Annotated in this window: 12 protein-coding genes; 3 read left to right on the top strand and 9 right to left on the bottom strand. The window is 65.1% G+C overall.

Going from position 1 to position 13,116, the window contains the following annotated elements; all coding sequences use genetic code 11:
• The first annotated feature begins 35 nt into the window (after positions 1-35).
• Entirely contained in the window at positions 36-908 is an 873-nt protein-coding gene (locus L2Y97_RS14345) for a LysR substrate-binding domain-containing protein (RefSeq protein WP_247427798.1), read from the top strand.
• Here the strand turns inward: L2Y97_RS14345 and L2Y97_RS14340 are convergent.
• A complete protein-coding gene (locus tag L2Y97_RS14340; RefSeq protein WP_247427796.1) occupies positions 905-1,384 on the bottom strand; it encodes a peroxiredoxin in 480 nt (159 codons plus the stop codon). The genes L2Y97_RS14345 and L2Y97_RS14340 overlap by 4 nt on opposite strands.
• 201 nt (positions 1,385-1,585) lie before the next feature.
• Between L2Y97_RS14340 and L2Y97_RS14335 the strand changes: the two genes are divergently transcribed.
• Positions 1,586-2,038, top strand: coding sequence for an Hsp20/alpha crystallin family protein (locus tag L2Y97_RS14335; protein ID WP_247427794.1), 453 nt, complete (start codon positions 1,586-1,588; stop codon positions 2,036-2,038).
• A gap of 93 nt (positions 2,039-2,131) precedes the next feature.
• Complete coding sequence (locus L2Y97_RS14330; RefSeq protein ID WP_247427792.1) at positions 2,132-3,049, top strand: DnaJ C-terminal domain-containing protein; 918 nt, start codon at positions 2,132-2,134, stop codon at positions 3,047-3,049.
• Between the two features lie 116 nt (positions 3,050-3,165).
• Here the strand turns inward: L2Y97_RS14330 and pilH are convergent, their stop codons facing one another.
• The 8 genes from pilH to L2Y97_RS14290 form a co-directional block, all read right to left on the bottom strand.
• Positions 3,166-3,531: a twitching motility response regulator PilH gene (gene pilH, locus L2Y97_RS14325; RefSeq protein WP_247427790.1), complete on the bottom strand. Its 366-nt coding sequence runs from the start codon at positions 3,529-3,531 to the stop codon at positions 3,166-3,168.
• Positions 3,532-3,710: 179 nt separating this feature from the next.
• A complete protein-coding gene (locus L2Y97_RS14320) occupies positions 3,711-4,703 on the bottom strand; it encodes a YhdH/YhfP family quinone oxidoreductase (protein WP_247427788.1) in 993 nt (330 codons plus the stop codon).
• Positions 4,704-4,851: 148 nt separating this feature from the next.
• Positions 4,852-5,442 carry an LOG family protein gene (locus L2Y97_RS14315; protein WP_247427786.1) on the bottom strand — a complete coding sequence of 197 codons (591 nt, stop codon included), beginning with the start codon at positions 5,440-5,442 and terminating at the stop codon, positions 4,852-4,854.
• Positions 5,443-5,641: 199 nt separating this feature from the next.
• On the bottom strand, positions 5,642-7,069 hold the full coding sequence (lpdA, locus tag L2Y97_RS14310; RefSeq protein ID WP_247427783.1) for a dihydrolipoyl dehydrogenase: 1,428 nt from the start codon (positions 7,067-7,069) through the stop codon (positions 5,642-5,644).
• 113 nt (positions 7,070-7,182) lie between these two features.
• Positions 7,183-8,400 (bottom strand): 2-oxoglutarate dehydrogenase complex dihydrolipoyllysine-residue succinyltransferase, encoded by a 1,218-nt coding sequence (odhB, locus tag L2Y97_RS14305; RefSeq protein WP_247427780.1) that lies wholly within the window; start codon positions 8,398-8,400, stop codon positions 7,183-7,185.
• 7 nt (positions 8,401-8,407) lie between these two features.
• The gene (locus tag L2Y97_RS14300) at positions 8,408-11,260 is read right to left on the bottom strand and encodes a 2-oxoglutarate dehydrogenase E1 component (protein ID WP_247427778.1); all 2,853 of its coding nucleotides are present in this window, start codon (positions 11,258-11,260) and stop codon (positions 8,408-8,410) included.
• A 132-nt stretch (positions 11,261-11,392) separates the two neighbouring features.
• Positions 11,393-11,869 (bottom strand): DUF7931 domain-containing protein, encoded by a 477-nt coding sequence (locus tag L2Y97_RS14295; RefSeq protein WP_247427776.1) that lies wholly within the window; start codon positions 11,867-11,869, stop codon positions 11,393-11,395.
• 14 nt (positions 11,870-11,883) lie between these two features.
• Entirely contained in the window at positions 11,884-13,086 is a 1,203-nt protein-coding gene (locus L2Y97_RS14290; protein WP_247427774.1) for a cupin domain-containing protein, read from the bottom strand.
• Between the last annotated feature and the right edge of the window lie 30 nt (positions 13,087-13,116).

The raw sequence follows: 13,116 nt of genomic DNA, 5'->3' as shown, positions 1-13,116 counted from the left end.
TGGTTTCCAAACCCACGCGTGAGCCGCGCTTAAGCATGATCCTCGACCTCGCCACGCTGCGTACCCTTGTGACAGCCGTCGACCTCGGTGGCTTCGGGCGCGCCGCCGAAAAGCTGCATCTCTCGCCGTCGGCGGTGAGCCTACAGTTGCGGGCGCTTGAGGACCGGCTGGGCACGGCCATCTTCCAGCGCGTGGGCCGCAAGCAGGAACTGACGCAAGCGGGCGAACGGCTTCTGGGCTATGCCCGCCATATGCTTGAACTGAATGCCGATGCCGTAGGCGCTGTCCGCGGCGAGCATCTGGAAGGGCGCGTGCATCTGGGCGTACCGCACGATTTCGCCGAGGCCTGGCTGCCATCGACCCTGGCGGCCTTCGCTTCCGCGCACCCGGGCACCAGCCTTGAACTGAGCGTCGATCAGAGCGGACCCCTGGTGGAAGGCGTACGTGAGGGCGCGATCGACCTTGCGCTCGCGTTCGAGAGCGATGGCGGGCTGGGTGGAAGCTTGCTCGGGGCGTTTCCCGTGTATTGGTTCGCAGCGGAGGGTGTCGCCGGACCGGGGCAGGGCCCATTACCCTTGCTCACGCTGGAAGCCCCCTGCGTGTTTCGCCGGCGCATGATCGCTGCGCTGGATGCCGCACACATCCCGTGGCGCGTCGTGGTGACGGCGCGGAGTGTCTCTGCGCTCTGGGCCGCCGCGCGTGCAGGCCTTGGTTGGGTGGCCCGGCCCGCGATCCATGTGCCTGCGGCGCTACGCCGTATCGCCGTTGGCGAAGGTCTGCCGGAACTGGGCGAGGCCTCCCTTTTCATGGTGCGTGCGGATCGCGCAAACCCCGCCGCGGATGCGCTGGCGGGGCTGCTGAGGAACGGCGTCGTGCCGCCCGGCGACGACGCTGAAAACGGCGTTTAGCGGATCGCTTCGAGCATGGCTTCCGCCGAGGACACGCGGAATTCGCCCGGCGCTTCGATGTTGAGCACCTTCACCACGCCATCTTCCAGGTACATGGCGAAGCGCTTGGCGCGAATGCCCATGCCGTTCTTGGTGCCGTCCAGCTCCAGGCCGAGCGCCTTGGTGAACGCGGCATTGCCATCGGCCAGCAGGTGCAGATCCTTCGGGATGCCGCGCTCCTTGCCCCAGGCATCCATGACGAACGCGTCGTTCACGGAATAGCAGGACACCTTCACGCCGCGCTCGTTGAAATCCTCGATGTGCTGGATATAGCCCGGCAGATGCTTGTTGGAACAGGTGGGCGTAAATGCACCCGGTACCGCGAACAGCACCACCTTGCCGGTGCCCATCAGGTCCAGGGTGGAGGCGGTCTGGATGCCGTCCTGGAAGTAGGTGACGGTGGATTCAGGAATGCGGTCGCCGACGGCGATAGTCATGGGGCCTGCCTCGTTGGGGGATTTCCCAAGTGTAAATGTAGGAGCGCGCTTGCGCGCGATGGGGTGTGTTGCAAGCACGGATCGCGCGCGAGCGCGCTCCTACACAAACCGGCTCGATAGGCCCCTTGAATCGTGGCGGGGCGCTCATATCTTTGATCCCAGACGGCCACGGGGCCGAAAAACATCATTGGAGTCAAACAGATGAACCAGCTTCGTCATGTTGCGTTTCGCCGTGCGCCGGTGTTTGGAAATGAACTGCGCCATGTGTTCGGTCAGTTCCTTGCAGGCGACATCGCCGCGCCGGTGGCGGGTGCCGTGCAGGATTGGGCGCCGTGCGTCGACATTCGTGAGGAAGCCAATCGCTTCCTGATCCTGGCCGATATCCCGGGCGTGGCCCTGGACAGTATCGAGATCCAGATGGACAAGAACGTCCTGTCGATCAAGGGCGAGCGGAAGGCCTACAGCAGCGAGACCGAAGGCAAGTACGCGCGGGTCGAGCGCGTGGCCGGCGCCTTCAAGCGCAGCTTTACGCTTCCGGAAAGCGCCGATGCCGAGGGAATTACGGCTTCGGGCGCGAATGGCGTGCTCGAAATCGCCATTCCGAAGAAGGCTGAAAGCGCGCCGCGCCGCATCACGATCAACGCCGCGGGCTAATTCGGTCTAAGCTTGGCGTATGGTCTGCGGTGGGGTGGCCCACCGCAGGCCTTTTCCATTTCACATTTCGACACAAGCCCGGCGGGAGAGCCTGTGGAGTTCAAGGATTATTACGAGATTCTTGGGGTAAAACCCGAAGCGACCGACGCCGAGATCAAGGCGGCGTATCGCAAGCTGGCGCGTAAATACCACCCGGACAAGAACAAGGAAGCGGGTGCGGAAGAGAAGTTCAAGGCCGTTAATGAGGCCAATGAGGCCCTGAAGGACCCCGAGAAGCGCCGCCAGTACGATCAGTTCCGCGCTGGCGGCTACCGCCAGGGCGAGCAGTTCCGGCCGCCGCCGGGCTGGGGCCAGGGCGGTGGTGGCGGGTTCGATTTCGGCGACATGGGCGGTGGCGCCGGTCGTGGCGACTTCAGCGACTTCTTCGAGAGCCTGTTCGGGGGTGGCGGTGGCCGCCGTTCGCAGCAGACCCAGGCCCGTCGTGGCCGCGATATCAATGCCAGGATCGATACCGACCTGCAGACCGCCTATAACGGCGGCAAGACCCGCGTTGTGCTGAATGATCAGTCGGGCGGCGAGCGCGTACTCGAGGTGAAGATCCCGGCCGGCATATCCAGCGGCCAGACCATTCGCCTGGGTGGCCAGGGCCATCCCGGCAGTGGCGGTGGGCCCTCGGGCGACCTGCTGCTTGAGATCAATATCCGCGACGATGCGCGCTTCCGGCTCGAAGGCCGTACCGTGACGCATACGCTGGCGATCTCGCCGTGGGAAGCGGCGCTGGGCGCCACGGTGGCCGTGCCAACCCTGGGTGGGGCGGTGGATCTGCGGATCCCCGCAGGCAGCCAATCAGGCCGCAAACTGCGCCTGAAGGGGCGCGGCCTGCCGGGCAGTGAGCCAGGCGACCAGATCGTGGTGCTGGAAATTCGCGTGCCCGTGCCGGAGACGCACGAAGAACAGGCCGCCTATGCGGAGTTCAAGGATGCGTTCAAGGGTTTTGATCCGCGGCGCTAAGGCCACAGCCATTCGTAGGAGCCCACCCTGTGGGCGACATCTTTCGCGTCAACACGCAAGCCATGTGAGCCGCTCGCGAAACGCGTCGCCCACAGGGTGGGCTCCTACGGAGCAGATCAGGCCGGCAGGTGCGTCTTCAGCGCCTTGACCAGTTCTTCTTCCTTGATCGGCTTCACGACGTAATCCTTCGCGCCCTGGCGCAGGCCCCACACCTTGTCGGTGTCCTGGTCCTTCGTGGTGACCAGGATGATGGGGATGTGCTTGGTGGTCTCTTCCTTGCTGATCGTGCGGGTGGCCTGGAACCCGTTGAGGTTCGGCATGACCACGTCCATCAGGATGAGGTCCGGCAGCTCACGCTTGGCTGCCTCGACGCCTGCGGCGCCGTCTTCGGCAGTCAGTGCCTCATGGCCCAGCTTTTCGACAATGCGCTTGATGCCCAGGAGCTGCGACGGCGAATCGTCGACGATCAGGATACGAGCCATTAACTTTCCCCCGGGCTATGCCCGATTGTTTTCCTTTGTAGCGGCCACCGTCCAGTGGGCCGCCGCGATACTTCGGCGACGATAAACCGTCGCGTGTTGCGCCTTTGGCGAGGGCCCATTCTACTGGCCTAACGGCCTGTATCAATGGTGAAACGTACTTAACCTGCCTCGGCAGGCACTTATCCGGCGATCCGGACGAGCGTCCGGCCGAACGAGCCGCCCGAAAGCATGGTTTCGAAGACGCTTGCCACGTCCTCCAGTGCCACTTCCTTCGTGCAGATCGTGTCCAGGTGGCGTGGTTTCCATTCACCGGCCAGGCGCTTCCAAACCTCGTCACGGATATCGCGGGCGGTACCGGCCGAGGCCACGCCCAGCACGCTTACGCCGCGGATGATGAAGGGCATGACCGTGGTCGGCAGTTCCGGGCTGCCTGCGAGGCCGCAGATGGCTGCGTTGCCGTAGGGTGCGATCAGGGGCAGGAAGCCAGCCAGCATGGCGCCACCCACGTTATCGAGCATGCCGCCGTACCTCGCCGAATCCATGGGCTTGCCGCTGAAGGCGAGCTGGTGGCGATCGATGCATTCGGCGGCGCCGATCGTTCTCAGAAAATCGAAGTGATCCGGCTTGCCGCTTACCGCATGCACCTGGAAACCGGCGCGCGTGAAAATATCGACGCCCAGCATGCCGACACCACCCGTGGCGCCCGTGATGGCGATCGGGCCCATGTCCGGGCGTTGGCGGTTATCGAGCATGCGCAGCAGGGCCAGGGCGGCGGTGAAGCCGGCCGTGCCCAGGATCATGGCCTCGCGGGTGCTAAGCGTGGCGGGCAGGGGGATCGTCAGTGCGGCGGGTAGTTTGACGTACTCCCCGTAGCCGCCATCACGCGTTTCCGAAAGGCCGCTGCCGGTGGCCAGGACCTTGTCGCCCTCGCGGAAGGCCGGGTCGGTCGAGGCCACGACGGTGCCGGCGACATCGATACCGCCGTTGAGTGGGTACTGGCGGAGGATCTTGCCCTTGCCGGTCCCGGCGAGAGCGTCCTTGTAGTTCACCGAGGAGTAGTCGGCCTTGACCAGCACCTCGCCGGGCGAGAGCGCGTCCGTGTCCATGGTGTCGATGGCGCCGCGGTAGCCAGCGTCGTCGTTGTGGATTCGGAAAGCCTTCATGGACGGCATCGTCTGCTTCTCCTGCCAGTTACTGAGTTGTAGGAGCCCACCCTGTGGGCGACATTTTTCGCCACACCGCATCAGACCCCGTGGCGCTGCTATGGCGCTGCCGCGAACGTCGTCGCCCACAGGGTGGGCGCCTGCGGTGGGGCGCGTCTTATACGGACTCTTTGGTGATCCACTTGGGGATGTAGGTGGATTCGTAGATTTTCATCCAGTCGAATACGGCATCGATGCTGTCGCCGAACCACACCTGGTCGCGCTGCACCTGCTTGACGAAGCCCTCGGCCACCATGTGGTCCATGCTCGCCGACAGGCCCTTATAGAAGCCGAGCACGTCGAGGAAGGCGCATGGGTAGGTGTGCAGGCCGAGCTGCGCCCAGGTGAGCATTTCGAACATTTCATCCATGGTGCCAAAGCCGCCGGGCAGGGCGACAAAGGCATCGGAGAGTTCGTACATGCGCGTCTTGCGCTCGTGCATGGTCTCAACGACGTGCAGCTCGGAGAGGCCGGTATGGGCCACTTCCTTCTCGACGAGCTGGCGCGGAATCACGCCGATGACGCGGCCACCGGCGGCGATGACGGCATCGGCCACCGTGCCCATGAGGCCGACCTTGCCGCCGCCATAGACGAGGGCGATGTTTTCCTTCGCCATGCGGGTGCCGAAGGCCCAGGCCGCTTCGGTGTATTCGGGCCGTGTGCCGCTACTGGAACCGCAGTAAACGCAAAGGGCTTTGATATCGCGCATGTTGAAATCTCCGATGTGTTTGTAGGAGCTCACCCTGTGAGCGACGCCGTTCGCGGAATCGCTGCAGGGCCAGCCGCGTCGTCGCGAAAGATGTCGCTCACAGGGTGAGCTCCTACAAAAACACCGCGCCGTTCCGTGGTTCTGGAAACGAAAAAGCCCGCCCATGCTACTCGCATGGGCGGGCTTTGTTCACTCAGGCTTAGTTGCCCTTGTGGATGGCGCGCTTGTCGACCGAGAGGGCCGCTTCGTGCACCACTTCCGACAGCGCCGGGTGGGCGTGGACGATGCGGGCCAGGTCTTCCGACGAGCCCTTGAACTCCATCGCCACGACGCACTCGTGAATCAGCTCGGAGACGACCGGGCCGACCATGTGCACGCCGAGGATGCGATCGGTCTCGGCGTGGGCGATCATCTTCACCTGGCCGATGCCTTCGTTCATGGCGACAGCGCGGCCGTTGGCGGCGAAGGGGAAGGCGCCCGTCTTATAGGGGATGCCTTCTTCCTTCAGCTGCTCTTCGGTCTTGCCGACCCAGGCGATTTCCGGCTCGGTGTAGATGACCCACGGCACGGTATCCAGGTTGACGTGGCCCGGCTTGCCGGCGATGAGCTCGGCCACCATGACGCCTTCCTCGGAACCCTTGTGCGCGAGCATCGGGCCGCGCACGGCATCGCCGATCGCCCACACGCCATCGACGCCGGTGTGGTTGTGCTCATCGACCACGATGCGGCCGCGCTCATCCAGCTTCACGCCGGTATCGTCGGCCAGCAGGCCGGCGGTGTAGGCGCGGCGGCCCACGGCCACCAGCAGCTTGTCGACCACGAGCGACTGCGCGTTGCCATCCTTGTCGGTGTAGCCGACATGGACTTCATCGCCCTTCACTTCGGCCGAGGTGACCTTGGCGTTGACCTTGATATCCAGGCCCTGCTTGGCGAACTCGCGCGCGGCCATCTTGGCGATGTCCTGGTCGGCGACCTGCAGGAACTTCGGCAGGGCTTCCAGCACCGTGACCTCGGCGCCAAGGCGCTTCCACACGCTGCCCAGCTCCAGGCCAATCACGCCGGCGCCGATGACGCCCATGCGCTTCGGGACGGCGGTGAGATCCAGCGCGCCCGCGTTATCGATGATGTGCTTGCCATCGAACTTGGCGAACGGCAGCTCGATGGGCACCGAGCCCGAGGCCAGGATGACGTTGGTAGCCGAGATCTTCGACACCGTGCCGTCGTTGCCGGTCACTTCGACTTCGTTGCCCTTCAGCAGCTTGCCCTTGCCGAAGAACGAGGTGATCTTGTTCGCCTTGAACAGCATCGTCACGCCGCCGGTGAACTGCTTGACGATCTTGTCCTTGCGGCCGATGAACGTGTCGATGTCGATCTTCGGGTTATCGACGGTGATGCCGTGATCCTTGAAGTTGTGCGTCAGGTTGTGGAACTGCTTGGACGAATCCAGCAGCGCCTTCGACGGGATGCAACCGACGTTGAGGCAGGTGCCGCCAAGGGCGGCCTTGCCGTCCTTGCCGACGAAGGCGTCGACCACGGCGGTCTTCAGGCCCAGCTGCGCGGCGCGGATCGCGGCCACATAGCCCGCGGGGCCGGCACCGATGACGATGACGTCGAACTTGTCGCTCATAGCTCTTGCTCCGGATGTTGCTGGCGGTAGTTGGCTACCACCCAATATGGGGTCGGAACATGAAAACGGGAGCCTCTCGACTCCCGCCTTCACATCTGGCGTTTAACCGACCATTAGAGGCCGAGCAGCATCCGCTGCGGGTTTTCCAGCTGGTTCTTGATATCGACCAGGAACAGCACGGCGTCGCGGCCATCGATGATGCGGTGATCGTACGAGAGTGCGATGTACATCATCGGTGCGGCGACCACCTGGCCGTTCTCGACGACCGGGCGCTCCTTGATCGTGTGCATGCCCAGGATGGCGCTCTGCGGCGGGTTCACGATCGGGGTGGAGAGCAGCGAACCGAAGGTGCCGCCGTTGGTGATGGTGAAGGTGCCGCCCTGGAGGTCATCCAGGCCGAGCTTGCCGTCACGCGCCTTCTTGGCGTAACCGATGATGCCCTTCTCGACATCGGCGAACGACATGTCCTGCACGTCGCGCAGCACCGGGGTCACGAGGCCCTTGTCGGTGGAGACGGCGATCGAGATGTCCTGGTAGCCGTGGTAGATGATGTCCGAACCATCGACCGAGGCGTTGATCACCGGGTAGCGCTTCAGCGCTTCGGTGGCGGCCTTCACGAAGAAGCTCATGAAGCCCAGCTTCACGCCGTTGGCCTTTTCGAACTGCTCGCCCAGGGCCTTGCGCAGCTTCACCACCTCGGCGAGGTTCACTTCGTTGAACGAGGTGAGCATCGCGATCGAGTTCTTCGACTGCATCAGGCGCTCGGCGATGCGGGTGCGGATGCGGGTCATCGGCACGCGCTCTTCCGGACGCGAACCCGGGGTCGGCTTGGCGGCCGGGGCAGCCGCAGCGGCTGCCGGGGCAGGGGCGCTACCGCCCTTGCTGGCGTTGACCAGGTCTTCCTTGGTCACGCGGCCATCGCGGCCGGTGCCGGCGACCTTGGACGGGTCGATGTTGTCTTCCACGGCCACGCGGCGGCCGGCCGGCGAGAGCTCGTCCACGCCCTTCGGCGCTTCAGTCTTCTCAGCCTTGGGGGCTTCGGCGGCGGCCGGAGCCGGAGCCGCAGCGGCCGGGGCGGGCGCGGCAGCGGCGGCGCCTTCCTCGATCACGGCGATCACCTGGCTCGAGGTAACGGTGGAACCTTCCTCGAATTTGATTTCCTTCAGCACGCCGTCGACCGGTGCCGGGACTTCGAGCACGACCTTGTCGGTTTCGAGGTCCAGCAGGTTTTCGTCGCGCTTGACCGCGTCGCCGGCCTTCTTGTGCCAGGTGGCGATGAGCGCGTCGGAGACCGACTCGGGCAGGACCGGGACTTTGACTTCAATGGACATGCTTGCCTTACTCCGCTGCGTGATCGGTGCCGACGGGCGCGACGAGCGCCTGCTCGACGAGGGCCGCCTGTTCGGCGAGGTAGGTATTGAGATGGCCCGGGGCCGGCGACGGCGAGCGCGAGCGTCCGGCGTAGGACAGGCTCTGCTTCGACCCGATGCAGGCCTGCAGGTGGTGACGGATCTGGAACCACGCACCCTGGTTCATCGGCTCTTCCTGGCACCAGACCACTTCCTTGGCGGAGGGGTACTTTTCCAGTTCGACCGAGACTTCCGGACGCGGGAACGGGTACAGCTGCTCGACGCGCACGATGGCGACGTCGGTGATGCCCTTCTTGTCGGCTTCTTCAAGCAGGTCGTAGTAGACCTTGCCCGAGCACAGCACGACGCGCTTGACCTTCTTGGCCTGCAGGTCGCGGTGCTCGCCGATCACGAGCTGGAACTTGCCATTGGCCAGCTCATCGAGCGAGGACACGGCCAGCTTGTGGCGCAGCAGGGACTTCGGCGTCATCACGATCAGCGGCTTGCGCACCGGGCGCACCTGCTGGCGGCGGATCATGTGGAACGCCTGGGCCGGCGTGGTCGGTACGCAGACCTGCATGTTGTCCAGCGCGCACAGCTGAAGGAAGCGCTCGAGGCGTGCGGAGGAGTGCTCCGGGCCGGCGCCTTCCTGGCCGTGCGGGAGCAGCAGGGTAAGGCCGCACAGGCGGTCCCACTTCGCCTCACCCGAGCTGATGAACTGGTCGATCACGACCTGGGCGCCGTTGGCGAAATCGCCGAACTGGCCTTCCCAGATGGTGAGCTGGTCCGGCGAGGTCGTGGCTTCGCCGTACTCGAAGGCCATGACGGCTTCTTCGGAGAGCAGCGAATCGATCACGTCGACGCGGGCGTCGTCGCGCACCTTGGCCAGCGGCATGTAGGTGTTGTCGCTGTTCTGGTCGTGCAGCACCGCGTGGCGGTGGAAGAACGTGCCGCGGCCGGCATCCTGGCCCACGATGCGCAGGTCGTTGCCTTCGGCGATGAGCGTGCCGTAGGCGAGGTTCTCGGCGAAGCCCCAGTCACCCGGGAGTTCACCGGCGGCCATCTTGCGGCGGTCTTCGTAGATCTTGGCGACACGCGCGTGCAGGGTGACATCGGCCGGCACGTTGAGGATCGTGTCGAGCACCTTGGCCAGCTTGTCGCGGGGCACGCCGGTATCCACGTCCATCGACAGCGAATTGCCGATGAAGCGGGTCCAGTCGACCGGGATATCGCGCTGCGGATTTTCATCGATCGAGATCAGCGAGGCACCCTTCTCGAGGCGGCCGCGGTAATCGTCGAGCATCTTCTGGCCGTCATCCGCAGCGATGGCGTTAGCCTTGACCAGCGACTGCGCATACAGGTCGCGCGTGGTCGGGCGCTTGCGGATGATCTGGTACATGAGCGGCTGGGTGGCTGCCGGCTCGTCGGCCTCGTTGTGGCCGTGGCGGCGGTAGCAGACGAGGTCGATCACCACGTCCTTCTTGAACTGCTTGCGGAACTCGTACGCCAGGCGGGTGACCTGGATGACGGCTTCCGGGTCGTCGCCATTCACGTGGAACACCGGCGCGTTGACCATCTTGGCCAGGTCGGTGCAGTACAGGGTGGAGCGGGAGTCTTCACGCTTGGACGTGGTGAAGCCGACCTGGTTGTTCACCACCATGTGCAGCGTGCCGCCGATGGCGAAGCCACGGGCCTGCGACATCTGCATGAGTTCCATGTTGACGCCCTGGCCTGCGAAGGCGGCATCGCCGTGGATCAGCAGGGCCAGCGATTTCTCCAGCGCGGTATCGCGGCGGCGGCCCTGGCGGGCATGCACGGAGCCGGCGACCACCGGGTTGACGATTTCCAGGTGCGACGGGTTGAAGGCCAGCGCGACGTGCACGCCACCCTTCGGGGTTTTGACATCGGCCGAGAAGCCCATGTGGTACTTCACGTCGCCGGTGTGCATCGGGCTGTCGTCGTGCTCGAACTTGCCTTCGAACTCGTTGAACAGCTGCGACGGGGCCTTGCCCAGGATGTTGACCAGGACGTTCAGGCGGCCGCGGTGGGCCATGCCGATGATGACTTCCTTGACGCCGTTGTCGCCGGCGGCGCGGACCACGTCATCCACCATGGGGATGAGGCTGTCGCCGCCTTCCAGCGAGAAGCGCTTCTGACCGACATACTTGGTGTGCAGGTAGCGCTCCAGGCCTTCGGCCGCGGTGAGCGCCTCGAGCACGCGCACCTTCTCGCCCTTGTCGAGGCCCGGGTTACCGGCGGCCTTTTCCAGGCGCGAGTAGATCCAGCTGCGCTGGTCGTAGTCGGCGATGTACATGAACTCGGCGCCGACGGTGCCGGTGTAGATCGCCTTCAGCTTGGCCAGCAGGTCGCGTAGGAGCATGCGCTGGCCGCCACCGGCGAAGGTGCCGCAATCGAATTCGGTGTTGAGGTCGGCATCGGAGAGGCCGTGGAAGGCGAGGCCGAGGTCCGGCGCGTCGACATCGGGGGCGGTCAGGCCGAGGGGATCGAGCTTGGCGGCCAGGTGGCCACGCGAGCGGTAGGCCGTGAGCAGGCGCAGCACGCCGGCCTGTTTCTGGGCGTAGGCGTTGTCGGCCGGGGCGGCGACAGTGACGGCACCATTGCCGCGGCGCTGTTTCTGCGCGGCTTCGATACGGGCAATGGCACCGGAATGGGCGACATCACCGGCCTCGCGGCCCTTGAACGATTTGAAATACGCATCCCATTCCGCCGGGACGCTGCCCGAATCGGAAAGCCAGGCTTCGTAGATTTGCTCTACGTAATCGGCGTTACCGCCGGCGAGTTGGGAAGTTTCGGAAAACTCGCGAATCAGATTTGCGCTCACGTCACCACCGGCACACACGGAAAGGGCGGGCTGTCGCGGGTTGTGGGGATTACTCGCCCGCGGCAAAGAATTCGTTAAGTATAGCCCCGTGACATTGCGCCGCGCCAAGCTTTTTGCCGTATGTCTGAGATATCAAATACCCAATGGTCTGATTTCCCAGGCCGGCTCCGCGCGCTCCCATACTTCATCGAAATAGGCGGTCAAACGGCCGGTTTCACCCAGGGAATCGAGGGACCCCTCGGCGTCGAAACGCAGGGCCACCGGCCTGAACAGATACGCACTGGTCTCGTCGGTGGTGAAGGCCGAGCCATAGCGCAGGTGGGTCTCGTCGGTGGGGACGCGGATGCTGACCGCTGTCGGCAGGCGCTGGGCGAGGGTGACCAGCCGGTGACCTTCGCGATGGGCCCGGTTCGCGTCGTGCGTGAGGATGCGCACGCGGGCCTGGCGGCCACTGGTGGCCAGCCGGCGCAGTTCCGTGTGCACCAGGTCACTTTCCAGGACGCCGGCATCCATGACCGGCAGATAGATCGAGACCCGGTAGCGGGCCGCCGAAAGCAGGCGGACATGGGCGACGTCCAGACCAGCCCGGTCCTGCGCCACGAGCGCCATGTCCGCCGGGCCGGTCACCGGCGGCGGCCCTTGCGGATGCCGAGGTGGCCGTCGTTGACCAGGGCCAGCAGCACGGCCTTCGCAGCTGTGGGCGGCGCCTTGTCGAAGGTCAGCTCGCGCTGACCGGAGAGGGCTTCGGCCAGGTCGGTCGGGCACTCGTAGGCTCCGCCGCTGACATAAAGCGTGGCCTCCTTCTTTCCGCGGACCCAGGCCACGCGGGCGAACGGATGGCGGACCAAGGTCGAGCCGCCCTCGATCGCCTTATCCAGCGCCGCGGCCGTGGTCGCCTTCGGCGGCGGGGCCGCGTCCTGGGCATTGCGGTAGCGGGTGATGAAGCGGCCGAACCAGTCGGCCAGCAGGTCACGATCCAGGGCGGCGGCGAAGGGCAGGGCCTGGCGCAGGCGGTTCAGTGCGGCCGAGTCGATCTCGCCCGCGCGCTTGGCCGGTGCAAGGTCGGGGTCGGTGTAGCGCAGCTCTTCCGGCATGCGCTCGGCCAGGAAATCGGCCAGGTCGCCGGTAAGCTCGGCCTGCGAGGGGGCGCGCATGCCGACCGAAATGGTCATGCAATCACCCAGGGCCACGCCGTCATGGGGCACGCCGGGCGGCAGGTAAAGCATATCGCCCGGATCGAGCAGCCACTCATGGGTGGGCTCGAAGGTCTTCAGTTGCTTGAGCTCCACGTCATCGCGGAAATCCAGCGGGGCATCCGGATCGGTGCTGATCGCCCAGTGGCGCTGGCCCAGGCCCTGAAGGAGGAACACGTCGTACTGGTCGACATGGGCACCCACGCCGCCGCCGTCCTCGGCGTACGAGATCATGATGTCGTCCAGGCGCCAACTGGGCAGGAAGTTGAAGGTGTCGAGCAGACCCGCCACATCGGCGTCCCATTTGTCGACATCCTGCACCAGCAGGGTCCAGTCGCGCTTCGGGGTTTTGCCGAATTCGGCCTCGGTGAGCGGGCCGTTCTTCACGGTCCACTTGTCGCGTTTTTCGTCGTGAATGATCAGGCGGGCGAGTACACCTTCTTCGCAGGCCAGGCCGGCCAGGTCATTGGGCTCGATCGGCGCCTCGAAATCAGGGAAGGCATTGCGGATAAGTAGCGGACGCTTCTGCCAGTAATCGCGCAGGAACTGCGTGGCACTCATGCCGAGCGGCTGCGAGGCGCTGCCGCGGACTTCAATGGGGAGGGGCTTCTGGGTGGGGGTCTTGATGGCCATGGGCGGGATTGTAATCGGGCCGGGCCCCGC

This window comes from Luteibacter aegosomatissinici, from assembly GCF_023078495.1.
GTDB classification, from domain to species: domain Bacteria; phylum Pseudomonadota; class Gammaproteobacteria; order Xanthomonadales; family Rhodanobacteraceae; genus Luteibacter; species Luteibacter aegosomatissinici.
Note: the sequence above shows the minus strand (reverse complement) of the source record. Positions and strands in the feature narration are given on the sequence as shown.